This is a genomic window from Ekhidna lutea (assembly GCF_900188325.1).
In the GTDB taxonomy this organism is placed as follows: domain Bacteria; phylum Bacteroidota; class Bacteroidia; order Cytophagales; family Cyclobacteriaceae; genus Ekhidna; species Ekhidna lutea.
In genome coordinates this window covers 230,292-254,990 of record NZ_FZPD01000004.1, presented here as the reverse complement: position 1 = coordinate 254,990, position 24,699 = coordinate 230,292, and the positions used below count along the sequence as shown (strand labels likewise).

Annotated in this window: 16 protein-coding genes; 13 read left to right on the top strand and 3 right to left on the bottom strand. The window is 38.1% G+C overall.

The window, feature by feature from the left end; all coding sequences use genetic code 11:
* Nucleotides 1-143 precede the first annotated feature (143 nt).
* From CHB71_RS12235 to CHB71_RS12220, 4 genes are all read left to right on the top strand, one after another.
* On the top strand, nt 144-3,359 hold the full coding sequence (locus CHB71_RS12235) for a SusC/RagA family TonB-linked outer membrane protein (protein ID WP_089357212.1): 3,216 nt from the start codon (nt 144-146) through the stop codon (nt 3,357-3,359).
* A 20-nt stretch (nt 3,360-3,379) separates the two neighbouring features.
* Entirely contained in the window at nt 3,380-4,783 is a 1,404-nt protein-coding gene (locus CHB71_RS12230) for a SusD/RagB family nutrient-binding outer membrane lipoprotein (RefSeq protein WP_179213402.1), read from the top strand.
* A 19-nt stretch (nt 4,784-4,802) separates the two neighbouring features.
* Nucleotides 4,803-5,675: a hypothetical protein gene (locus tag CHB71_RS12225; RefSeq protein ID WP_089357210.1), complete on the top strand. Its 873-nt coding sequence runs from the start codon at nt 4,803-4,805 to the stop codon at nt 5,673-5,675.
* 138 nt (nt 5,676-5,813) lie between these two features.
* Nucleotides 5,814-6,356 carry a toxin-antitoxin system YwqK family antitoxin gene (locus tag CHB71_RS12220; protein ID WP_221406722.1) on the top strand — a complete coding sequence of 181 codons (543 nt, stop codon included), beginning with the start codon at nt 5,814-5,816 and terminating at the stop codon, nt 6,354-6,356.
* Between the two features lie 3 nt (nt 6,357-6,359).
* Here CHB71_RS12220 and CHB71_RS12215 read toward each other — a convergent pair whose 3' ends face one another.
* A complete protein-coding gene (locus CHB71_RS12215; RefSeq protein ID WP_089357208.1) occupies nt 6,360-8,213 on the bottom strand; it encodes an FG-GAP-like repeat-containing protein in 1,854 nt (617 codons plus the stop codon).
* A 29-nt stretch (nt 8,214-8,242) separates the two neighbouring features.
* Here CHB71_RS12215 and CHB71_RS12210 point away from each other — a divergent pair, with 29 nt between their 5' ends.
* The 5 genes from CHB71_RS12210 (at nt 8,243) to CHB71_RS12190 (ending at nt 14,797) form a co-directional block, all read left to right on the top strand.
* Nucleotides 8,243-8,950, top strand: a complete 708-nt coding sequence (locus tag CHB71_RS12210; protein WP_089357207.1) for a hypothetical protein — start codon at nt 8,243-8,245, stop codon at nt 8,948-8,950.
* A gap of 15 nt (nt 8,951-8,965) precedes the next feature.
* Nucleotides 8,966-13,036 carry a PKD domain-containing protein gene (locus CHB71_RS19140; RefSeq protein ID WP_089357206.1) on the top strand — a complete coding sequence of 1,357 codons (4,071 nt, stop codon included), beginning with the start codon at nt 8,966-8,968 and terminating at the stop codon, nt 13,034-13,036.
* Entirely contained in the window at nt 13,033-13,428 is a 396-nt protein-coding gene (locus CHB71_RS12200) for a hypothetical protein (RefSeq protein WP_089357205.1), read from the top strand. Before CHB71_RS19140 ends, CHB71_RS12200 begins: the two co-directional genes overlap by 4 nt.
* 85 nt (nt 13,429-13,513) lie before the next feature.
* On the top strand, nt 13,514-13,933 hold the full coding sequence (locus CHB71_RS12195; RefSeq protein WP_089357204.1) for a 6-pyruvoyl trahydropterin synthase family protein: 420 nt from the start codon (nt 13,514-13,516) through the stop codon (nt 13,931-13,933).
* Entirely contained in the window at nt 13,934-14,797 is an 864-nt protein-coding gene (locus CHB71_RS12190; RefSeq protein WP_089357203.1) for a hypothetical protein, read from the top strand.
* A 2-nt stretch (nt 14,798-14,799) separates the two neighbouring features.
* Here CHB71_RS12190 and clpX read toward each other — a convergent pair whose 3' ends face one another.
* Nucleotides 14,800-16,029 (bottom strand): ATP-dependent Clp protease ATP-binding subunit ClpX, encoded by a 1,230-nt coding sequence (gene clpX / locus CHB71_RS12185; RefSeq protein WP_089357202.1) that lies wholly within the window; start codon nt 16,027-16,029, stop codon nt 14,800-14,802.
* A gap of 6 nt (nt 16,030-16,035) precedes the next feature.
* A complete protein-coding gene (locus tag CHB71_RS12180) occupies nt 16,036-16,704 on the bottom strand; it encodes a ClpP family protease (protein ID WP_089357201.1) in 669 nt (222 codons plus the stop codon).
* Between the two features lie 309 nt (nt 16,705-17,013).
* Between CHB71_RS12180 and CHB71_RS12175 the strand changes: the two genes are divergently transcribed.
* From CHB71_RS12175 to CHB71_RS12160, 4 genes are all read left to right on the top strand, one after another.
* Entirely contained in the window at nt 17,014-17,406 is a 393-nt protein-coding gene (locus tag CHB71_RS12175) for an OmpH family outer membrane protein (protein ID WP_179213401.1), read from the top strand.
* Nucleotides 17,407-18,012, top strand: coding sequence for a hypothetical protein (locus CHB71_RS12170; RefSeq protein WP_089357199.1), 606 nt, complete (start codon nt 17,407-17,409; stop codon nt 18,010-18,012). It abuts the gene before it with no gap.
* Between the two features lie 187 nt (nt 18,013-18,199).
* Entirely contained in the window at nt 18,200-23,977 is a 5,778-nt protein-coding gene (locus tag CHB71_RS12165; RefSeq protein ID WP_089357198.1) for a hypothetical protein, read from the top strand.
* A complete protein-coding gene (locus CHB71_RS12160; protein WP_089357197.1) occupies nt 23,974-24,687 on the top strand; it encodes a hypothetical protein in 714 nt (237 codons plus the stop codon). Before CHB71_RS12165 ends, CHB71_RS12160 begins: the two co-directional genes overlap by 4 nt.
* Nucleotides 24,688-24,699 lie beyond the last annotated feature (12 nt).

The window sequence follows — 24,699 nt, the reverse complement described above, 5'->3', positions numbered from 1 at the left end:
GATTATATCTGATAAACGGTCTGAGTTTTATTCTAAAGGAGTTTTAGGTTGAATTTCGGAATTCTTGAGATTTGTTAAATAATCTTAAAAAGTAATATCTTTCGGGCTTCAATAAATTAATGTTTAACGATTAACTAGTTAGTATGAAGAGGATTTTACTACTAAGTTTTACGTTCTTAACTGTTATTGCCTTTAGTGCAATGGCTCAAAGAACGGTTTCTGGTAAAGTCACCGATGATGCAGGTGAAACTCTACCAGGAGTGAATGTTGTGATTAAAGGCACAACAACTGGTACCACAACCGATTTAGATGGTAATTACCGTCTGTCTGTGGATGATGGTGCTGTTTTGGTTTATTCTTTCGTGGGTTTTGAAACTCAGGAAGTGGCAGTAGGTGCACGATCTACAATAGACATTTCTATGGGAGGTGCTACAGAGCTACAAGAAGTTGTAGTAACTGCGGTTGGTATCGAGTCCAACAAGGCTTCCTTAGGATATTCTATTCAAAATGTTGGTGAGGATGACATCAAAAACGCACAGGAAACAAATTTGGTTAACGCGCTTAACGGAAAAGTTGCCGGTGTTACTGTTGTTAGTTCTTCTGGTTCTCCAGGAGCTTCATCCAATATTCGTATCAGAGGAAACACCTCAATTAGTGGTAGTAACTCACCTCTTTTTGTTGTTGATGGTATTCCCGTAGACAATAGCGAATTTGGAAATGGTACTGCAGGTGTTAGTAGATCTAACAGAGCGATTGACCTTAACCCTAATGATATTGAAAATATCACTGTTCTTAAAGGAGCTGCTGCAACCGTACTTTACGGTATTAGAGCTGCAAACGGAGCTGTAATTATCAATACCAAAAAAGGTAAAAAGGGAAGCATGGTTGTAAGATTAAACTCTTCCGTGAGAATGGATGAGGTTAATAAGCTGCCAGAGCTTCAAAAAACTTACGCTCAAGGTAGAGCGCAGAATGGGGTTCTGACCTATAGAGGCCCTGATACTGGTGAAGGAAACTCTTGGGGACCAAGAATTTCTGATCTTGAGTTTGATGGTTCTGATTATCCTTATGATAAAAATGGACGTTTAGTTCCTGCTGGAACTGGAAACGGAGTGCCCGCTAAAGCATATGACAACTATGATAATTTCTTCGTAAATGGATTCACTTATGATAACACGTTGAGTGTTTCAGGTGGTTCTGATGCTGTGAAGTATTATTTCTCACTTGGTCACCTTGACCAAAGCGGTATTATTCCGAATTCTACTTGGGGAAGAACTTCACTTAAAGCAACCACTAGCGCTGACTTGACTGAGGACTTAAGTGTATCCATGTCAGCTAATTTCATTAACTCTGGTGGGTTTAGAGTTCAGCAGGGAAGTAACACTTCAGGTATCATGCTTGGCTTGTTGAGAACTTCTCCAACTTTTGATAACGCAAATGGCTATACAGATGGTCAGGATGCTGCTGATGATGTAAGCGTATATGAATTCCCTGATGGAACGCAGAGATCATATAGAGGTGGAGTTTATGACAACCCATTTTGGGTAGTAAACAACAACCCTTTTGAGGATAATGTAAACCGATTGATTGGTTACACTGCACTTGATTATAAAATCTTGGATTGGTTATCTGTTTCTTATAAGGTAGGTTTAGATACTTATTCTGAAGAAATAAATAGTGCATTCAACATTAACTCAGCGACTCAGCGTGATGGATCAGTAACTCAGTTGGCAAGAAACTCAAGAGACCTAAACTCTGATTTCTTGATCAAAATCAACAGAAACCTTGCTACTGATGTTAATTTATCAGCTGTATTAGGACACAACTATTTCAGCACACAGATTAATACTCAGCAAACTGTAGGAACCACACTAAGTGTACCGAAGTTTTATGACATTAGTAACGCTACAACACCAGTTGGTTCAAGAGGTGTTACTCAGCGTAAATTAGCCGGAGTATTCGGTCAGCTTAATTTCTCTTGGAGAGATCAGGTTTTCTTGAATGTTTCTGGTAGAAATGACTGGTCTTCAATCCTTCCAAAGGATAATAACTCAGTATTCTATCCTGCAGCTAGCTTAGGATGGAATTTCACAGAGTCTCTTGGATTGTCTAACGGAGCTGTACTTTCTTATGGTAAAGTAAGAGCGTCTTGGGGTCAGGTTGGTAACGATGGAGGCAATGCATTCATCTATGCAACTGATCCATACTTCTCTGGTGCAACATATGGAGGTGACGGTTTCATTAGTTCAGGTGGAAATTTCCCTTTCGATGGAACTAATGCATTTGATAGAAACAACTTGTTGCCTAATGGAAACTTGAAGCCAGAGCTTACTACAACTACTGAAGTAGGTGCTGAGATTGAATTGTTTTCAGGAAGACTTGGGTTTGATGTTACCTATTACAATACCTTAACAGAGGATGCAATTATCGCTGTAGATATCGCTCCTTCTTCTGGTTATAACAGTGCTGTTCAAAACGTAGCTGAGATTTCAAATACAGGAATTGAGGCAGTAATAAACGGAACTCCTGTTGAGAGTGGTGATTTCTCGTGGGATGTAAGCGTTAACTTTACCCAATACGAAAACATAGTTGAGAAATTAGCTCCAGGAGTTGAAACTGTTTCTTTAGCTGGATTCGTTTCTACTACTTCAAGAGCAGTTGCAGGTCAGCCTTATGGCGCTATTTATGGATCAGGATTCAAGAGAACTTCTGATGGTACACTTGTAATTGATAGCAATGGATGGCCAGAAGAGGTTGATGAAGATTTTGTATTAGGAGATCCAAACCCGGATTGGGTAGCAGGAATCAGAAATACACTTTCTTACAAAGGCCTTTCTTTAGGAATGTTCTGGGATGTTCGTCAAGGTGGTGACATGTGGAATGGAACATTTGGTATCCTTAAAACTTTCGGAGTACATGAAGTAACTGCTAAGCAGAGAGAGGTAAAAGGATACGTGTTTGATGGTGTTGTTGAGACTGGAACTGATAGTGATGGTAACCCAACATATGCTGCAAATACTACTCCAGTTGACTTCTATAACCCTAGATTCGGTATAGGTCAAAACAAGTGGAACAGATATGCGTTTGGTGGACTTCCAGAAGAAAATATCCAAAATACTTCTTGGGTACGACTAAGAGAAGTATCTCTAGGGTATAGCCTTCCTAGTAGTTTAGTTTCTTCTATTGGATTCAAGAGTCTTTCTTTAACACTAGTAGGTAGAAACCTATTGTTGTTCACAGAGTATAACGGCATTGATCCTGAGACAAACTTGACAGGAGCTTCAAATGGAATCGGACTTGATTATTTCAACAACCCGAATACCAAAAGCTATGCATTTACATTAAACGCAACATTTTAATGGATCAAAATCTAATAATTATGAAAATATTAGCTAAAATGAAATACGCCATTGTTGCAGTTGTTGTACTAACAGCATGTGATTTTGGTGACACAAACCTAAACCCAACATCTGTAAGTGGGGAGCAGGTAACATTGCCTCTTATCTTACCTAAGGCTGAAATTCAGTCTGCGTATAATATAGCAGCAACCGGCGGTAGAATTGCTGGAATTTGGATGCAATATTTTGAAGGTGTTGAGGCACAGCAAAATGCAATCACGAACTATAATTCGGATGAAGCGGATGTTAATAACACTTGGGAGTTCCAGCTATATGTTGGAGCAATGAGAGATAATATTAACATCATTGAGAAAGCAACAGAAGAAGGAAACGAATCTCCATATTACGCAGGTATTGGGAGAATCTTGTTAGCTCACAACTTGAGTTTTGCAACTCAACTATGGGGTGACATTCCTTACTCTGAAGCATTCCAGGGGAGTGATAACCTGAATCCTGTATTTGATACACAGCAAGAAGTTTTTGCTGCTATTCAGGGACTACTTGATCAAGCTATCGCAAATCTTCAGGAGCCAGCAGCAGGTGTAATTCCAGGCGCTGACGACTTGATTTTCGGTGGAGACATTGATTCTTGGATTGCAACCGCAAGATCTCTTAAGGCAAGAAATTTTGTAATTCTGTCTAAGAGAAATGGTACTTCAGCTTACACTGATGCACTAGCTCAAATCAACGCTGGAGTATTAACTGATGCTGATGACGGGCAACCAGATTTCGATTTTGGAACCGCTACAGCAGATGCAAATCCAGTGGCGCTTTTTGAAACAGATAGAGCTGCAACTTTGCAACTTGATCCAACATTTGCTGATGTGATCTTAAACGGAGATCCTAGATCTGCAGTGTATTTTGATAATAGTGGAGCTTTAAATGCTTTTGCAGGTACTACCCTTTTCTGGGGAAGAAACCAATCTCCACTTCCTTTGATTTCATACTCTGAAGTGAAGTTTATAGAAGCTGAAGCATTGCTTATGACTGGTGATATTGCTGGCGCTGAGGTTGCTTTGAATGAGGCAATCAAGTCAAATATGCATCAAGTTGGAGTTGATTCATCTTCAGCTGCTGTTTCAACCTATTTAGGTACAAACGCAAGCCTTGCAGGTCTTGCAACTACGAACGCTAGACAAGACAGAGTAATCTCTGAAAAGTATAAGGCTTTGTATGTTCAAGGCATGGTCGAAATCTGGTCTGATTATAGAAGAACAGGTTTCCCTGGCTTTATTTCTCCTGAGCCTGGAGCTGCAGAGAGTATTCTTCCACGACGATTGGTATATCCTCAGCAAGAGAATTTGACCAACGCCGAAAATGTGGCAGCTGCTACTGCAAGACAGGGTGGTGCTACTTTGGTTGACGATATGTGGGCGTTTGAATAAACACTTAAAATTGAGTTTTATGAAAAAAATAAAAATAATAGCAATCTTATTCCTCCTAGTAGCATTTGTTGCTTGTGAGGAACAGAATCCTGACATTCTTGTTGGTGGAGATGCAGACGCAGACTTGTCTGGTAGACAATTTGCGAATATTGATCCATCTACAAATGTCCCGTTTCTTTTTAACGGAACTACCGAGATTTCAATAGATCTTGGAAAGTTCGAAGCGGAAGGATCAACGATTAGTAGCGTCGAAGTAACTAAAACGCTTACTATCGAGGATGTAGATAAAACAGACGATGAAACGATTGGTGCTACTTCTGCAGCGGTGACGTACACTGTTACGGGAGATGTTTTCACTCAGAGCTTGAATGAGCTTTTTGCAGATGTACCAGTCAATGGAACTGTTTATACTCAGGATGGCCTGGCACCTGGAGATTTCTGGACATTAACATATGTTGTTAATATCGATGGAAATGCGCCGAGTGATGATGGTGTGTTAAATCCTGCGGTATCAACCTCTATTCCTTTCTCATGTCCATCTGCAATTCCAACAGAAGGAACTTGGACTGGTGTTACTCAGAATGGTGCATTTGGAGTTACCGGAACAAATACAACTGTTGAGATTACGAAATTGGATGACCAAGGAAACTATGCCATGACAGATATTACTGGCGGATTCTATGGAGCCTTCGGTTTTGAACCAAATAATCCTGGAAACATTAATGACCTTTGTGATGTAATTACAGTAACTGGAGCTCCAGATGCTCAATTTGCTGTAGGTCAGACTGGTTCAGTTCCTGGATCTTGGGATTCAGCTACTGAGGTACTAATAGTGACTTGGTATGACAATCTGAATGATATTGATGAAGCTACAAGACATACTAGAAACTAAAATTTCTAATATCAAATAGTGAATCAAAAACACGTAAATATGATTAAAGGAGCAGCTTTTAGCTGCTTCTTTTTTTTGCTCTCTTGCAAAAGTGATCCTAAATGGGAAACATCAGTTTTTTATGAAACTGGTGAGCCAATGGAAAAGGTGCTATATTTTGAAGGAGGCACGAGTGACAGTACTTTTTTCCTGCGTAAACTATATCCTTCTGGAGCTATTAAGTCCACATTCATTTATAAGAATGGTGAATTGAATGGAAAGGCAATCGGTTTTTATGAGGACGGGGGAGTTGGTCTTCTTGTGCATTATGCGGAAGGGATGAGACATGGCCTTGAAATGAGATGGACTGAAGAAGGGTTTTTACGATCACGATTTCTTTTTGATGAAGAAAAGAGAATTGAAGGTTCTTTTTTCTATGAAAACGGGCAACCTACTGCAGATCTTGTCTTTGACTCATTGGGAAGAGTTAAGGAAGGTGTTTATTATCATCGAAATGGCAATCTTAGATCAAAAGGTGCCTTTCATGAGAATAATGAGAAGATTAAACAGGGCATATGGGAATTATATCATGAAAATGGAGTGTTAAAAGAAAAAGGGCTTTATGAGAATGGAGTCAGAAGAGGAGATTGGTATTATTATGATTCCCTTGGAAATCAGACCATGGTTGTACCCTATCATTGATACTTAATAAATAAGTATTTTTTTAGATTCATAACCAATCCGTATAATGTATATGCCACGCTTTTCAATTGTTGCATGTACTTTTTGTGCTCCATTAGGGATAGTATAAAGCGCTATCAAACGACCAGAGCTATCAAAAATTTTAATGGGTTGATTTAGCATTGATTCAATGGAAATAGCTCCTGTCGAAGGATTTGGATAAACAGAAAAGTCAAGACTGATTACATCTGAAGAAAGAGGCTTAGTATGTACACATCCCCAATTTGCACTCGAACAGTCTAACTGAGTTGGATTCTCGGATTGTTTAATTTTTAAATGTTTATTGGCAGAAATATTGAAAAATACAGACTTATCCCCATCTGGCCATTGAACTTTCATTGAATCAATCTTAGTTACTTTATTCAGTCCAAAATGGATCCTTTTGGAAGATGAACTTGCATGGCTTCCACCTGAAAAATACCTTTTTGTAATGGCTTGATCTTGATAGTAAGCAGTTACAGTTGCTCCAACTGGACTTTTTAAGTCCTTGGTTTCCAACAGCAAAGACAGCCAGTTATTGGCTTGATTGGCTTGATTAATGTAAAAATTTACATTGGAGTTTAGGTCAAAATGAGTTCTGTCAATATTAACATTGACAATGTCCAAAAAACCATCATTGTTTAAATCACATACTGCTGATCCACGTGATTTCGCATTTTTATCAATGACAAATGCTGATGTAGACTCGATGAAACTTCCGTTTGCATTTAAATAAAATCTGTTAGAATCTGATGCATCGTTTCCTATAAAATCGGCAGTGTTTATGAAACCATTTGAAATGTAAACTTCTGAGTCAATGTCATTGTCTGCATCAAAAATTAAAGCTCCCCATCCAGTTTGATTGTTGATTAACCCTGAAGGATTAAGATCTTCATATTCTGAGCTACTAGCGTCTGATAGTTTAAAGCTACTTTTTCCAATATTAGTCACTATAAAGTCATCTTGACTATCATCATTTATATCAGCAACGCCAATTCCCATGGAATATATACTATCCGATAAATTGTAGCTATTAGCTAACTCGTTGAAACTATTAGAAGCCGGTTGTGAAACAAATAACTCATTAGGATATACCCATTCTCCAAAATCGTTTCCAACAAAAATGTCTTGCATATTGTCATTGTTAATGTCGGTTGTAAGTACAGCTAGCCCACATCCTTTGCTGTCAACGTTATATAATGCCCCCTCTTCACTAAATGTTAAATCACCTTTATTTATGAATAATCTGTTAGGCGCACAATCATGATCAAAACCGATGACTTCATTGTTTTCATCTAAGATTGAGTTAAACTCTTCTATGTAGTTAATAACATAAATGTCCTGATAACCATCATTATTTACATCAATGAACACCGCCCCCATTGCCCACTCTTTGAAAGGAGCAATTCCGGAAGAAGCTGTAATATTCTGAAATGATCCTTTTCCGGTGTTGAGCAAGAGAAGAGAGGACTCTTCCTTAATCGTGCCTATAAAGAGATCAGTAAAACCGTCATTATTAATATCACCTGTTGACACTGAATTAGTGTGGTACAATCGAGTATACTGAAAGATAAAACTAGAAATGCTCGAGTCTTCAAATTCGAGGTTCCCTTTGTTCATTAATAGTGCATCACTTTCAGAACCTCCGGTCAAATAGACATCCTCCCAACCATCATTATTGAAGTCGATGATTGCAACTCCACCACCTAAAAGGTTCGGTGATATATGCGAATGAAGAATAATATTTCCCCCGTCATTGATATCTAAAAATTGGCTGAATGACGGGGATAAAAGTGTACTGTAAAAAAAGATTATTGCTATTATCTTTTTAACTTGCATGCCTTGATTCAAAATAATTATTAAGCTACATGTATTTTCGCAAAACTTATCTTATTTCGACATTATTCCTATTTATATCCACATTCCTTAGCGGTCAAATACAACGGAACACAGGGCAGATAACCGGAGGCACTTACTCAGGCTCGACTATTGAAGCTTTTAGTTCAGTCCCTGAATCATTTCCAAACGACAACTACCTATATGCTGAATGGTATTACGGTTCTATAAACTTAAAGGGCTCTGATAAAGTAGATGTTAAAGAAATACCAATAAAAATTAATGTTGTTAGAAACACATTGGAATTCAGACATCAAAATGTTGTTAAGGAGATCGACATAAAAGCAATAAATTCACTAAAGCTTTTAATCCCCAATCAGCTTCAACCAGCAGAATTCATAAGTATGGAAAGTGAGGGTGGCCTTAAAGTTTTTAAGATCAATCATATAGGGGATAAATACTCATCTTTTGTCCATTTCACATATCAAGTTATTCCTGCTGACTATAACGCTCAATTTGATACAGGAAGTAAAACAGATAGGGTGAAAATTGATCCAAATTATTACTTGAAAGAAGGAGAAGGCCCTTTAACTAAGGTGAAATTGAATAAGAAAGGAATTAGAAATTATTTTGAAGAAAGAAGCCCGGCAGCATACGATTATATTAAGAAAAACAAGCCTCAACTCGATACAGAGTATGATCTGAGCCAGCTAATGATAAAATTGAATGAATTATTATAATTAACATAACTAAGTATGAGAGGATTTAAAAAGCTAGGATTACTTTCCTTCTTAGCTGCATTATTAACAGGGACAGCCATATTTTCTGTCCTACAGAAGCCAAGTCATCCATTTCAGGAATATTTGGACATGTCCAAAACTGAATTGAATGAACTAGAGAAGTATGATAGGCCAGATTTAGCGGACCTCCATGATTTTGAAATGACCAAGGACCCGGCTTTGGGATTCCCGCCATCAGAAAGACTTTTCACGGCAAAAGATTATGCTAATAATTTAATGACAAGGTCTCGTGCGGCCTCTTCCGAATGGACGGAAAGAGGACCGAATAATTTTGGCGGAAGAACGCGTGCTATCATGTTTGATCCTAATGATTCATTTAATAAAAAAGTATGGGCTGCCGGTGTAGGTGGTGGACTTTGGTATAATAACGACATTACTGATCAATATTCTTCATGGAGTGCGGTCAATGATTTTTTCGGAAATATTGCGATTAATTCAATTGCATATGACCCCAACAACACGGAAGTGTTTTATTTCGGAACTGGTGAAGGTTGGGGCAATGCAGATGCTGCCCGAGGAAATGGAATATGGAAATCTACAGATGCAGGTGTAAGTTGGACTCAAATAGCATCAACAAAAGACAATGCTGAATTTTATTATGTGCAGAAAATTGTTGTTACAGAAGAATCTACTGTTCTAGCTGCTACTAGAAATTCAGGAGGGATTCTCAGGTCTGTAGATGGTGGAGATACTTGGGAGCAGGTTGTTGCAGAAGATAGAGGAGCAGATATTGAAATTGTAGGCAATATAATTTACGCATCAACAGGAATTAGTACCACTGGAAAAATGTGGAAATCAATAGATGATGGGCTTACCTGGGACGAAATAACTCCTGAATCCGGAAAAAACAGAATAGAAATAGGTGTTCACCCAAACCATCCTAACACTGTTTATGCTGTAGCTGCTCAAGGAAGTAATGTCGGGGGCTTTTACAGAAGTTATGATGCAGGAGAAAGTTGGAAGTCGGTAACAATTCCTGCTTATATTGATCAAAATTGTAATGAGAGTTCAAATGATTTTACAAGAGGCCAGGCATGGTATGACTTAATTCTTGCCGTTGACCCAGTTGATAAAAATACTTTAATCGCAGGTGGAATAGACATTAGCAAGTCCACGGATGGGGGTGAAAATTGGGATTTGATTTCGTATTGGACTGGAGCATGTGATGATTATGTACATGCAGATCAGCATAACTTTATTTTCAGACCAGGTCATCCAGATTTTGCAATTGCATCAACAGATGGAGGGATTTACTTTACTGAGACATTTAGCAGAAGTATTGAGGATGGTGGCCCAATATTTACCGCACGAAACAATGATTACAATGTAGCTCAATTTTACGCTTGTGCGGTTGAAAATACAGCTGGTTCAAATTATTTTTTGGCTGGAGCGCAGGATAATGGGTCTCATCAATTCTTCAATGCAGGCATAAATAGCACCAATGAAATAACCGGTGGAGATGGAGCCTTTTGTTTTATTGATAAAGATGATAGTGACATTCAGATTACAAGCTATGTCTACAATAGCTATTGGATTACAAGAGATTTTTGGGATTCTAATTCAAGAGTTGAATTTGGAAGTTCTGTAGGTCGATTCATTAATCCAGCAGACTATGCAGATGATGATAATATTCTTTATGCTGCAGGGGATGGTGATCAAATGATAAAATATGAAATTCCAGCATCGGGTGATATTGAGGCTGAAGAATTGCAATTGAGCTTGAATGAAGGGGTAATTTCAGCAGTCACGGTTTCGAAATATGATAATAGCATTGTATTTGTTGGTACCGGACTAGGCGAGATCTATAAGGTAACTGATGCTAGCACTACTCCAACCGCAACAAAAATTTCAACAAGTACTATACCGGAAAATGTATACATTTCATCGATAGATGTTGGATCAGATAATGATCATCTAATCGCCACGGCTTCAAACTATGGCATTGAGTCTGTTTTCTTTACTCAAGATGGTGGTACTACCTGGAATAGCAAAGAAGGAAACTTGCCAGATATGCCAATCAGAGGCGCAATCTTCAATCCGTCCAATTATGAAGAGGTAATGCTGGCCACAGAACTTGGGGTATGGACAACATCCGCCATTTCTGATGCAAGTCCGGTATGGACGGTCGCTAATGACGGACTAGCAAACGTGAGATGCGACATGCTTCAAATGCGCGAGGCTGACGGATTGATTGCGGTTGCCACACATGGCCGAGGATTATATACCAGCGATATGTGGGCGACAGTTTCTACTCCGTTGTTTACCACGGTTGATTTGGCGTATGAAGGTTCGGAAATCAAATTTTATGATGGTTCAGTAAAAGCGGACTCCTATCTTTGGGATTTTGGAGATGGTACTACCTCTACACTTCAAAACCCATCTCATACATATGGTTCTTCAGGAGCTTTTACAGTTTCATTAGAAATAAATGGAGATGCAGCTTTAACTACTAGTAAGACCATCACAGTTTTGCCAAACCTATCAACAAGCTACTCTTTAAGTGATGGCGGAAATTTTGATGTCAACACCTCTCACTTTAATGCCGTAACCATTGCCGGTACAGGGTTTGAATTAGGAAGTTCTACTGTTAGTGGAAAAAGCGGAACTAATTCTGGAGAGAATGCATGGGTAACAGGATTGGATGAAGCACAATATGAAGCCAATGGCGAAGCTTATTTATACTCTCCATCATTTGATTTCAGCATAAGTGGTGAGTATACCATTGAATTTTACACTAAATATGAAATTGAAGATGAGTGGGAAGGCTTTACGATCGAATATTCAACAGATCAAGGACTCAGCTGGAAAAAACTAGGTGATTATTTAGATGCTGATACATGGTATAATCAACAAGCCTTAGCATCTGCTGTGGTTTGGACTCCTGGGGAGAATTTTTTCAGTGGAGACACTGGTGATGAGTTTGTTAGAAAATCTATGACAACCTCTGACTTAAGTAACAACAGTAATGTTTCATTTCGCTTTGTTTTTAAAACTGACCCGGGTACTGAAGAAGCGGGTGTTGCAATAGATGATTTTAGTATTACTGCTCCATCAGAAACTACACCAGATTTAGGAATAAAGGCCTTGGCAGATATATGTCTAGGTGAAGTTTTGATAGTTGAAAATGAGTCTGTTGGTCAAGTCGATTTATATACCTGGGATTTTGGAGCTGGAGCGACTCCTTCTTCTGCAGTTGGATATGGACCTCATGAGGTATTATATGCTACAGAAGGCGAAAAAACTATCCAATTAACAGGGAGTACAGGAAGTGGGGATATTAGTGTTAGCGCCAGCGTTGAAATATTTGCATTTCCAGATGCCCCGATTGTTTCTGAGGATGTCTTTGATTTGTGCGCTCAAGAAGAAGCATTGATTGAAATAACCAATTCAAAAGTAGACGTTAATTATTCTTTATACAGTTTAGATGATAAGGATTTTGTAGGAGAGAGCGTTGCTGGTAATGATGGCACAATTACAATTTCATCAGGAGCCTTGGAGAGCGGTACATATGAATATCGTGTTGTAGCTGCAAATCAAAATGATTGTCAAGTTTCAGGTGATCTGATTTCAGTAGAGGCAAAAGAGAATCCTCCGGTCGTAATTATAGAATTAACCAAAAATCAACTAAAGGCATCTCCTGGTGATTCATATCAGTGGTATTTGAACGGAAACGAAATAGACGGAGCAACAGAAATAGAATATACAGCTACTGAAGCAGGTGAGTATACTGTTGAAGTTACCTTTGGTAACTGTGTTTCAGTTTCAGAACCATATTCAATTAGTACAGTTCTAGGACTAACAGATGATGTATTAATAAATATTTACCCAAATCCTGTTTCGGAAAAATTCGAAATTGAACATTCTGATAAAGTAATTTCGGTAGTTCTATATAGCATGGATGGTAAGGCAATGATTCCCCAGAAATTCAATAATTATTACATCATATCTGATCTGCCGGTTGGTATTTACAATGTTTCAATTCGTACAACCGAGCAAATTTTGAACAAGAGATTAATAAAAAAATGAATAGAATAAGAATAGTTTTTTTTATCTCGGTTCTTACGCTGATTTCTTGTAATAAGAAAACAACAGGAAATTCAGTAAGTAATGAATATGCAGATTGTGATTGGAATGCTTCTAAAAATTATGCTCTTTGCACCTCAGAAATTGAAAGCAATTTAAAAGACAATAATCCAAAAGGGCTTGAATACAAGATTCTTGACAAGAATAATAATGTAATCAAGCAAGGAACAGTTGATCGGGGAAGTGTAAGTTGGCTAGATGATGGAGCTATTCAGATAACAAGAATTCCAGGTAATATCTCAGAGGACATGGATAAAGATGATTTTGTAGAAGTATATAAAATATCATCTGACAGCACAATTTCTAAAAAAGCTTACCTTGAATCTAAAAATTGATTTTAATTTATAAATCTTTGTGAGAAGGGGGTGTTTAATAGCACCCCTTTTTGATTCGTATGATTCTATTTAAGCGTTTTTGTAGATGATAGTGATTAAACAAAAACACCACTTTTCTTCCTCACATAAGCTATTCAACCCATCTTGGACTGAAGAACAGAACAAAAAGGTTTTCGGACCTTGTGCCAATGAGAACTGGCATGGGCATAATTTTGAATTGATTGTAGGAGTTAAAGGGGAGCCAGATAATGAAAGTGGGTTTGTAATTAATCCTGAGAAGCTCAATAGTTTGGTTCAGGACAAGGTAATTGTAAAAGTGGATCATAAAAATCTTAACCTTGATGTTCCCTTTATGAAAGATAAGATCGCAAGCTGCGAAAACTTAATTATTGAATTTTGGAAAATTCTTTACCCAGAAGTGAATAGAATTGATAGGAATGCGAGATTGAATCACCTCCGGCTATATGAAACTCCTCGTAATTTTGTTGATTACTACGGAGATTAGATGAAGTACATTGTTTTTGCTGAAAATGTTGTTTGCCAGAAGTTAGCTGATATCCTTATCAATGAACTAAAAAGGTTTGACGTTCGGAGTGAGATAAAGATTGCAGATGGTTATAGAGAGGCATTAGCCTACCTCAAAGATGGTGTTAAGCCAGATCTGCTTCTCATCGTTGGGACAAATAAATCATCTGGACTTTCAAAAACGGCAAAGAAATATGGAATAAGATGCTGTTATTTTTATCAATCCTTATTGGATAGCTATGAAAGAAAAATCATAGCAGACAAGATTTATTACGATGTGCCCTCTGATTCTGTAAAGCATGTTAACTTATTATCAGATTTTGTTAAATCCACTCACGTTATTAATGATAGTGACACAAATAATGCATCACTAATTACAATTTGTTACTGCTTCAAGAGTGATGAAAAAAGAGCGAATAAATTATTGAAAGCGCTTTCAAAGCAGTTGGTTGACGTAAAATTCAGATTGGTTAATCCTTCAGAGGATCTAGAAAAATCAATTATAGCTATCCAGAAATCAAATATGACGCTATCGATGGATCAACTAAGTAATATCTTATCGGTTTTTACCAATAGCCCCACTGTCAATGTCTTTCACAATTCCCTTTTTAGCAAGTCAAATAACACTCATTCTATTATCAATAGAATACTAAACAAAGAAGTTGTTAGTAATTATTCCTTGAAAGATACTCCTTCAATTGCAGGTGAAGTATTACTGATTTTGAAGGATCACCAGCAAAGCGCAAGCATGCTTGGGAATTATCAAGACTTTAAATCTCTGCTTGGAACGCAGCACTTTGCTCGAGAGTCAGCTAGAGATATTATTGAATGGCTTGAAGAATAGACTTAAGCAGCTCTCAGCTTATTGAACTTTGATTTCTCAAACTTCTCAGCCGCATACGTTCGGTCAATCACGATTTCTTTGATGTCTTTATTTGATGGCAGCTCAAACATTGCGTCAGTGACAATGGCCTCACAAATAGACCTTAGACCTCTGGCTCCAAGTTTAAATTCCATCGCTTTCTCAACAATATAATCAAGTGCATCTTCATGAAGATCGAGCTTTACATCTTCCATGTCAAACAGCTTCGTGTACTGTTTAACAAGCGCATTTTTCGGCTCAGTTAGAATTTGCTTGAGGGCGTCATTATTCAATGGATCCAGGTGAGTCAATACAGGTAATCGCCCAATTAGCTCGGGTATCAGTCCAAAGCTTTTAATGTCCTGAGCAGTGATATACTGCAAAAGGTTGTCTTTGTCGATCACCCCAGACTTAAACTCATTATCATTAGCAAAACCAATAGGACGAGTGTTCAGTCTATTAGCAATATGTCGCTCAATTCCATCAAAAGCACCACCGCAGATAAATAGAATATTCTCAGTATTCACATTGATCATTTTCTGATCCGGGTGCTTTCGCCCTCCTTGAGGAGGCACATTTACTGTCGTGCCCTCAAGCAGCTTAAGTAAAGCTTGCTGTACGCCCTCACCACTCACATCTCTGGTAATTGAAGGATTATCAGATTTTCGGGCAATCTTGTCAATCTCATCTATGTAAACAATCCCTCTTTCAGCTGCTTCCACATCGTAGTTTGCAGATTGAAGAAGTCTTGTAAGAATACTTTCTACATCTTCTCCAACATAACCGGCTTCAGTTAACACTGTTGCATCGGCAATGCAAAAAGGCACCTGTAGAATTTTTGCTAAAGTTCTTGCTAAGTACGTTTTACCTGTACCTGTTTGACCAACCATGATAATGTTTGATTTTTCAATCACCACATCATCTTTTTCATCCGTCTGCATCAGACGTTTGTAATGATTATAAACAGCTACAGATATGTATTTTTTAGCTTCATCCTGACCAATAACAAATTCATCAAGATGCGATTTCATATCCGTAGGCTTGATGAGCTTAAAGTTAGGACTCTCATTTTCTGAGGTAGTTTTTAGTTCCTCATTCAATATCTGCTGAGCCTGGGCAATACATTTATCGCAAATGTGCGCATGTATGCCGGAGATCATCAGATCCACATCTTTTTTATTTCTTCCGCAAAAACTACAGGTCACTTGAGCCATGGCTATTTATTTTTTCTCTAAAACCTCATCGATGAGGCCGTATTCTTTTGCTTCTGATGCTCTCATCCAATAATCGCGATCAGAATCTTTTTCAATGTCTTTAAGTGATTTACCGGAATGCTTAGACAAGATGCCGTAAAGGTCTTTTCTTAGCTCTTGCATCTGCTTAAGGGTAATCTCCATATCTCTTGATTGACCCTGCATTCCGCCACTTGGTTGGTGAATCATCACTCTCGCGTGCGGAAGGGCCGATCGCTTCCCTGCAGCTCCACCCGATAAAAGCACTGCGCCCATAGAAGCTGCCATGCCGGTGCAGATAGTAGCCACGTCCGGACTTACATATTGCATGGTGTCATACATGCCTAAACCTGCATAAACTGAGCCTCCGGGGCTATTCACATATAATAAGATGTCTTTTTTAGAATCTACAGACTCAAGAAATAACAACTGTGCAGTAATAATATTGGCAATATTTTCTTCCACCTGCATACCAAGGAAAATAATACGATCCATAATGAGTCGTGAAAACACATCTATTTCACGAAAATTTGTTGGTCTCTCCTCAATAACCGCTCGAGTCATATTTTCTACATGATGCACATAGTCATCAACAGCTGTACCGCTAATATTTTGGCCTTTTACGGCATATTTTCTGAATTCCTCAGTATTTATCATTGTGTAATAATTCAAGATTCTTTGCAAAAATAGGTAATCTGTCTTTTAATGATTCTACACTTATCCCGGTAGATAGTTGTATCAACATTTTGAATTTGCTTTTAGTTTGATTTATAATCGATCTCTCATTGAGTTGTGACTAAAAAGGTTTTATTTTTTTGAATTTGTTAAAAATCATTATCCTTGCACTGTTTTATTTACACCTAACCTATTTGTTTTAGATTGAAAAAGAACCAGTCACCAGTTCTGTTTCTTCTCACCCTTCTACTGACATGTTTCTCTTGTGCTGATAAAGAAAAATTGGCTTTTGTGAGAAATAATGTTTTGATAGAGAATTATAAGGGTATTGAAGAAATAAGGGAATATCATTTCCAGCAATTACAAGCCCAAAATCAAAAGCTTGATTCTCTAACCAATCTTTATGCTAAGGCAAAAGAGAGTAATTCGAAAGAATTAAAAGTGCTGGAGAGTGAGCTCATATCTACACAGGTTTGGATCAATAATAATCGTAATCTTCTCGAAAATCCTTTGTTTCAAGGCGCACTTGAGCAAATCAATTCATACATAGCAGAATATTCGGAACGAAACAATTTGGACTTAGTTCTAGGCTCCAATTTAGAGGGGAATATTATGTATGGAAGAAAAGAACTGGATATAACCGAAGAAATCCTGGAGGGATTGAATAAAGCCTACGATAATTAAATGAAATCAATCCTCAAATTGTTTGCCTTTTCCGTGATTGCTTTATCCTGCACAGGTAGATATGATGTTAATGACCTTCACGTATGGATCAATGATGAAGAGAATGGATTGATTAAGGAGAGGATAATTGATGACTTGAAATTGACTGTGAAATATCTACCTCCGGAGGTTCTCGCTATAAAAGAATTGGATGTGGAATTTGAAAAAGCGGCTTTCGATTCACTTGTGCAGGTTTATTCTAATCAGGAAAGCTTTCTAATCAGTTTTGAGTCCAGGCTGGAGAATAAAGATGTTGTTTACAAAAATGTTTCTGATAAAGAAGACTATAATCGGCGAATTGAACAATTAAGCTTTCGAATTGGTGAGCTCATCTCACTTAAAACAAGTAATGATAAGATCAGTCCCTCATTATTTCACTACGAAAGAGCCTATGGGACGAGCAAAGTCAACAGTGTATTTCTTGTCTTTACTGATAAAAGTAAAAAGCTTCTTAGTGCTGAAAAACTAGACATTGTATTTGTCGATGAAATTTTCAAAACGGGTATAAGTCATTTCGTTTTTAAGAGATCTGATATTCAAAAAATTCCAAGCTTAAACGTCCGATAATTAACTATCAAAAACATTAAATGAGCATTTTGATTTTTGAAAAACTTCACGTTCGTTCACTGAAAACAATGATTCGTCCTGTTAAATCTATCGTTCGTTCATTGGGTGTTTTATTTCATAAAGTCATACAAAGGATAAATTATTTTTGAAGCATAAGAGCCTTATTCAAGGTTAGATTAAGTTCACTATGAAAATAAGAAACTCACGATTTATCAAGGTGTTAAGCATATACCTTCTGGTTAATTTTTTGGCTGAAATTATTTTCCCGGTTGGAGTGCTTGCGCTTACTAGCGGGCCAAATCAGCCGGAGTTCTCCACCTTCACTCCTGTGTCTACTACAGAAATGGTGAACTTGTTTACGGGAGACTTCAACTACAATATTCCGGTGATTGAAATTCCAGGTGTGGATGGTGGTGGTTATGCGCTTTCACTCTCTTACAATAGTGGCGTAACCTCTGAACAGGAGGCTTCATGGGTTGGTTTAGGATGGTCACTAAACCCTGGTGTAATTAACCGGTCTGTTAGAGGGTTCCCTGACGATTACAATGGAGCTGAGGTGAAGTATTACAATAAAACCAGGCCAAACTGGACAGTAAATGTCGGAGCATCAGCTGGGGTAGAAGCGTTCTCTGTAGATGTGCCGATTGGTGCATCTATATCTAACTCCTTAAGGTTTAATAACTATTATGGATATCAAAGAAATTTAGGTTTAGGTATTTCTGCTAAAGGAATTGGTTTAAACTTCAATATTGATAATGATGGTTTTACATTCAGACCATCGATTAATCCAATAGCCTTTTTAAATAGTTTAAAAGACATTGGTAAAGAAAAAATCAAGAATGATCCGACGATAGAAAAAGACCTGAAAACCTATCATGAGAGGCGTACCGGTGGTAAAGGCAAAGTTTTTAGAAATGAAAATAGCAGCAGTGGTAAAAGTAGCTTTGGATTAGGTATTAAGACAAGTTCGTATGCCAGCATTTTACCGGCAGAGTCGTCTCCACCACCTAGCTTCAACGAATACACTGGAAGATCATTCAATTGGAGTGCAAGTATTCAGTTTAATCCCTTTTTACCTGTAGGATTTGAAACAGGGTTTCAGGGAGGAGTTTCTTTTCAGTACAATGATTATTTGACCCCACGTTCAGCCTATGGCTTTCTAAACTCCAGTGCTGCTACATCATCAGGCGTAATGGATTATTATGTTGAAAAGGGATCAACCTTCAATAAAAGGGATGTATTTATCGGAATGCCCTTTTCAAATGCAGATCAGTTTATTGCCACAGGAGAAGGTATACAGGGAGGATTTAGAGCGTATCATCACACCATTGGGACCTTCAAACCAAATGATATGGAAAGTAACATTGGCATATTTCAGCTGGGCTCTGAATTGGCTCTTGGTGGGAATATCGGAGTAGGGGTAGACATTGGTGCGGGCTCACAAAAAACCGAAATGAGCTCATGGGGAGGGACGCAACCTTTCTCTTCATCAGATGAAACCCATTTCAGATTTACAACTGATCAGGGCGGAAAAATAGCGTACACTTCTAAGGATGATATTGAAACAGCGATTACTCAACTTAATAGTTTCATACCAGGTTTCAGAAGTGCAGTCGCAATTGAGCCTCAGGCTGAGGGCGATGGAAGAACCGATTATAGTTTAATCAAAAGCGAAACAGGTCAATCTTCTTTTATTAAAGAAAGCAACACAAGCGGTAAGCTTGACGGTTTTGAAATCACCAACGAAGGAGGGGTAACCTACGCATATTCAGAGCCGCTAAGGGTGAGAAACGAGACCAATTTAAGTGTTGATATTGAAAGAGGAACACAGGTCTATAATAGATACTTGACATTTGACGAATTGCAGTTAGGTAAGGATGGTAGTGACTATGAAGTAAAATCACTGAATCAAGATGTGCATAAGTCTGTTCTGGGAGAAATAAGAAATGAAAGTTATGTAAATAACTTTCTGCTGACCGCTATCACATCCCCCAATTACGTTGATGTGGATGACAATGGACCTTCTGTTGGAGATTTTGGAGGTTGGACTTCATTCCAGTACAGGAGCTTGTATGGTGAAGGTCAATCCAAATGGTACCGATACAGAACTCCATATGCAGGACTGCTATACAACCAGAATGCTATTTCAGATACAAAGGATGATTTAGGGTCAATTGTAACTGGGGAAAAAGAGATCAAATATTTAAAGTCCATTGATACAAAAACACATCGGGCTTATTTTATCACCAATAAAACAGATTTAGTAAATACACTGGAAGGTGATGGTGATATTACCAGTGAACAGGCTACCGAATTAAGAGGATTGAACTTGTATTTCCTTAAAGGTAATGAGGTGGACAATCCTGCATTGAATCGGAAAGATGGACTGGGAGCTCCAGATATTACAAACCAGTCGGATCCGGCATCCAGCAATGGAGATCGAAAAGGAGACACCAACCTTGAATACCTGGATAAAATAGTTTTGTTTCCTAAGGACCCAAGTGGAAACCCGGTTTGGGAAAAGCCACTGAAAGTTGTAAGATTCGACTATGATTACAGCCTGGTACCCAATGTGCCAAATAATGTAGATAGTAACTTTGACTTTACTAGTGCCTCAAATGTTACAGGGGTCGACGATATAGGGAAACTTACCCTTAAAAAAGTTTGGTTTGAGTATAATGGTACACACCCTGCCAGAATTAGTCCATACAAATTTGAGTATAACTACCCTCAGGCTTCTGATTTCTTAGCTGGTCAGGAAATATTTAAAGATTTTGAGAAACTACCGGAATCCATCCAAAACCCCATTTATTCACCTTATTTATTGGGTCCTTGGGGAAATCCAATGGGTAATGCAGAAGACAGAAAAGAACGTGGGATTCCATGGGTTGACCAAAGTGCCAGGTGGCAAACCGATTATTATGAAAAACTCTTTGATCCTGCTGCCTGGCATTTGAAGCAGATTGTACTTCCATCTGGAGGTAAAATCAATGTTCAATATGAAGAGAAGGATTATACCAAAGTTCAAGATCGTGATGCAATGGCAATGGCGAGTCTTGTTGATATAGGAGACGAGCAAGGCTACAACTCAGACCCTATCTACTCCATTAATGTAGAGGATATGGGGATAAATCCTGAGGATGGCGCGATGGTCAATAAACTCAGAGATAAAATCGAAGATCATTTTACCCGAACAGGGGATAAAATATACTTTAAGTTTCTCTACGCACTAAAAGGTAGAAACCCATCTCTTGATGACTGTCGCTCAGAGTATATTTCCGGGTATGCTAATTTTGAATCAGCCACTGTAAATAACAGAAACGGAAAGAATGTAATAGATATCACATTAGCTAATGTTGGAGGCTCTAGTGGGTCGAGAGGTTCTATTCCAAGACAGGCATGTTTTGAGCTGGTTTCAAACCAAAAACAAGGTAAACTCGACAACTCCAGCTGTATTGAAAGTGACTATGAAAGGAAATATGAAAACGCAATAATTGGTAGAGCTAATAACGGTGATAATGGAATTGGTCCTTTAAGTATCCAAATGATGCTACAAATGAGTACAGATGGAAAGTTATTTTTCTATCAGCTCGATGACAAAGATGATGTTTGTCTGACCATAGACCATGCATCCTCTTTTCTAAAATTACCGATGACAGTTGCTAAAAAAGCGACAGGAGCTAGGGTAAAGAGATTGTTGTTTTACGATCAGGGACTCGAATCAGGAGATCCGTCCCTCTATGGAACTGAATATATTTATGTTAAAGAAGATGGTATTACAAGTAGTGGCGTAGCAACTAACGAGCCGTCTGCCGCTCGTGAAGAAAACCCTTTAGTTAATTTTATTGCAAGAGGTGATCAGGGATTTTTTAGTAGAATTACTGCAGGAGAAGATAAAAAACAATCTGAAGGACCTTTAGGAGAATCAATCCTCCCAGCTCCATCCATTGGCCATAGTAGAGTGGTCGTGAAAAATATTAACTCTGGACCTTCAGGGGATGGGTTTACCGTACACGAGTTTCACACAGCAAATGAATTTCCATATGATGGAGTTTATAGTGCAATTGACACGAATGATAAGAGAGGAGTAAGTAGATCCACATTGGATACGCAAAGGGATTTTCTAACCATTCCCGCCGGCGTATTTAATTACACCACTACGAAAGCATTTACCAGCCAGGGATTCAGGTTCCTCATGAACAACATGCATGGCCAGACCAAAAGTGTTTCAAACTATGCTGGTCAGTTTAGTTTAGACGAATCATCTGGACAATACTTTGAAGAAAAGGCGTATGTGGTTTCCCAGCAACAGTACGAATATTTTAAGCCGGGGGAATCGGTTAGAATGTTTAGATGGGATAAGGCCACCAATTCCATTGAGGAATATGAGGATTTGCCGGGCAAGGAAATGGAAATGGCCTTTGAGTCCAGAAAGATCAAGGATAAAGCGATTGATTTTAGTGTGGAGTTGGACATCAGTGTGACAGTCTCGCTTTTCCCACCAATCTTCGTAACGCTTTGGCCATCATTTTCAATGCAAGAAAACATATTGGCAACACACGCTACAACCAAAATCATTCAGTATCCTGTGATTCCAAAAAGTGTAACAACTTATCAGGATGGAATTTATCACACACAAGAAAATGTTGCATTCAACTCGCAAAATGGTAAGCCAATTCTTGTTAGAAATACGGATGGTTATCACAATTTGCAACTAGCCGGAAACTCTGAGAAACATGATGGTTCAATTTATCAGTTAACTATTCCAGCTGCATGGATGGAAGAGTATGAGGCGATGGGTCCTAAATCAACAGCGAGAATTGAAAATCTAGATGTTGATGAATTCAAAAACTTACTGAATTCAAATACTGCAACATTTACCATCTATGGAAAAGAGCCAGAAACGGGGTGGTCAAATTGGTTTGATAACCCGGTGAACTTGCTTAGTGCATCTGTGCAAACATTCAGCAACGATTGGTTTAATTCCACATGGACAGAAGAGTGGCCGAATAATCGGGTGATCGAACAATACGAGCTGTCTTCATCTGATTTGACTGAGTTGAATCAAATCTGGCGGCCAAAAAGAAGTTACGTATATAAAGCGGATAATCTATATACATCCAGTGCATCTGAAAAGGTCTATAGCTCAGGTACTTTCAATGTCAGTTCGCAATTTGATTGGAACAGAGATTTCAATAATCAGGATCAGCAGGATAATAATTGGATAAGAAGCTCTGAGGTAGTTCTCTATAACCCAAACGGTGAGCCAATAGAAGAAAAGGATGTACTGGATATACACAGTGCGGCGATTTTTAAACCTTCTGCTATTCAGCATTTACCTTCAATGGTGGTAGCCAATGGAGAATACAATACCATCTTTTTTGAAGATTATGAATATGCAACAGAAACAAATGCATTGGCACACTCAGGGAATAACTCTGCACAGGTTGAACTGGAGGACGTAGTTGTAGATGGCTTAAAAGTAAATGACCATCTTATTCAAAGTGGAGGCGTTTTTATGGGTTGGTTTTATTTTGAAAACAATCTAGTTCCTGATGATTTAAATCTGGAAATAGGAGCTGAAAGCATGCCACTAGTTAAAGTAGCACAAACTGGTGATTGGGTTTTATTATCATCAAAAATTCCAGGTTCAACTTTTCAGTCAATAGGAATTGATAACGAATTATCAATAGTATTAAATAAGACGGATGCAACTCTGAACACCAATGTTTTTATTGATGATGTCAGGTTTCAACCGTTTGATGCCGAAGGAAATTGTTATGTCTATGAGACTACATCCCTGAGGTTGTTGACGGAATTCGATGATCAACACTTTGGAATTTACTATCAATACAATGATGAGGGTCAGCTCGTGAGTAGAAGTATTGAAACGGAAAGAGGGCTCAAAACAGTCACGGAAACTCAATATAATCTCCCTAAAGAACAAAGATCAGATTCGGAATGAAAGCATTTCTAATAGCATATTTATTAAGCGGAGCTGTATCCACTCAAGAGCCGTGTATTCAATACCTCGAAGGTCATTTTGAACGAATGAAATCTTTTTCAGAGCTGGTAGAGGGTAAAACCTATTTTCTTGAGATGGAGATGTTTTATAAGGATAATCCGCTTAAAGAGGGCGGAAGCGATGTAAATCTGAACAGTACACTTTATGTGAATACTGAGCAATATGTCTTTGAGAGTTCAACCATCTCGGTTTATCAGGACAATAGTGATGCGTTCATGATCGTGCATCCTCAGAAGAAGATAATAAGAAGAGAACCAATCAAGGTTAATCACGCAGAACAATTTGAAAAGGTCACTCAATTACAAGAAGAGATTCTGAAGACCAATCAGGGAGTTACGTGTACAGATAAAAAGGTTGATTCGAATATCAACATGATAGTCACACTGAAACCTAGTGCTGAGATAGTAAAGAATGATATGGTAACAGAAGTTGAGTTCGAGTTCAGTGATAATAAAAAATTAAAAGAGGTAAGTGTTAATTTTTCATCTAATCATCAATTTTTACTTCAGCGAATCACATATGTGAATATGGATTTAGATGTAAAAAGTTGGAAGAATAGGCCGGTGACAGATTATGTATTTATGAAAGAGGGCCAGCTCAATGAGAGATATAAGAATTACCAAATTATTGACAATAGAAATATTGATTAGAAAGACATTCTA

Excerpts from the sequence above, each read along its gene's own strand:
- CHB71_RS12235 (WP_089357212.1), top strand. The coding sequence starts at position 144 with ATGAAGAGGATTTTACTACTAAGTTTTACGTTCTTAACTGTTATTGCC.
- CHB71_RS12230 (WP_179213402.1), top strand. The coding sequence starts at position 3,380 with ATGAAAATATTAGCTAAAATGAAATACGCCATTGTTGCAGTTGTTGTA.
- CHB71_RS12225 (WP_089357210.1), top strand. The coding sequence starts at position 4,803 with ATGAAAAAAATAAAAATAATAGCAATCTTATTCCTCCTAGTAGCATTT.
- CHB71_RS12220 (WP_221406722.1), top strand. The coding sequence starts at position 5,814 with ATGGAAAAGGTGCTATATTTTGAAGGAGGCACGAGTGACAGTACTTTT.
- CHB71_RS12215 (WP_089357208.1), bottom strand. The coding sequence starts at position 8,213 with ATGCAAGTTAAAAAGATAATAGCAATAATCTTTTTTTACAGTACACTT.
- CHB71_RS12210 (WP_089357207.1), top strand. The coding sequence starts at position 8,243 with ATGTATTTTCGCAAAACTTATCTTATTTCGACATTATTCCTATTTATA.
- CHB71_RS19140 (WP_089357206.1), top strand. The coding sequence starts at position 8,966 with ATGAGAGGATTTAAAAAGCTAGGATTACTTTCCTTCTTAGCTGCATTA.
- CHB71_RS12200 (WP_089357205.1), top strand. The coding sequence starts at position 13,033 with ATGAATAGAATAAGAATAGTTTTTTTTATCTCGGTTCTTACGCTGATT.
- CHB71_RS12195 (WP_089357204.1), top strand. The coding sequence starts at position 13,514 with ATGATAGTGATTAAACAAAAACACCACTTTTCTTCCTCACATAAGCTA.
- CHB71_RS12190 (WP_089357203.1), top strand. The coding sequence starts at position 13,934 with ATGAAGTACATTGTTTTTGCTGAAAATGTTGTTTGCCAGAAGTTAGCT.
- clpX (WP_089357202.1), bottom strand. The coding sequence starts at position 16,029 with ATGGCTCAAGTGACCTGTAGTTTTTGCGGAAGAAATAAAAAAGATGTG.
- CHB71_RS12180 (WP_089357201.1), bottom strand. The coding sequence starts at position 16,704 with ATGATAAATACTGAGGAATTCAGAAAATATGCCGTAAAAGGCCAAAAT.
- CHB71_RS12170 (WP_089357199.1), top strand. The coding sequence starts at position 17,407 with ATGAAATCAATCCTCAAATTGTTTGCCTTTTCCGTGATTGCTTTATCC.
- CHB71_RS12165 (WP_089357198.1), top strand. The coding sequence starts at position 18,200 with ATGAAAATAAGAAACTCACGATTTATCAAGGTGTTAAGCATATACCTT.
- CHB71_RS12160 (WP_089357197.1), top strand. The coding sequence starts at position 23,974 with ATGAAAGCATTTCTAATAGCATATTTATTAAGCGGAGCTGTATCCACT.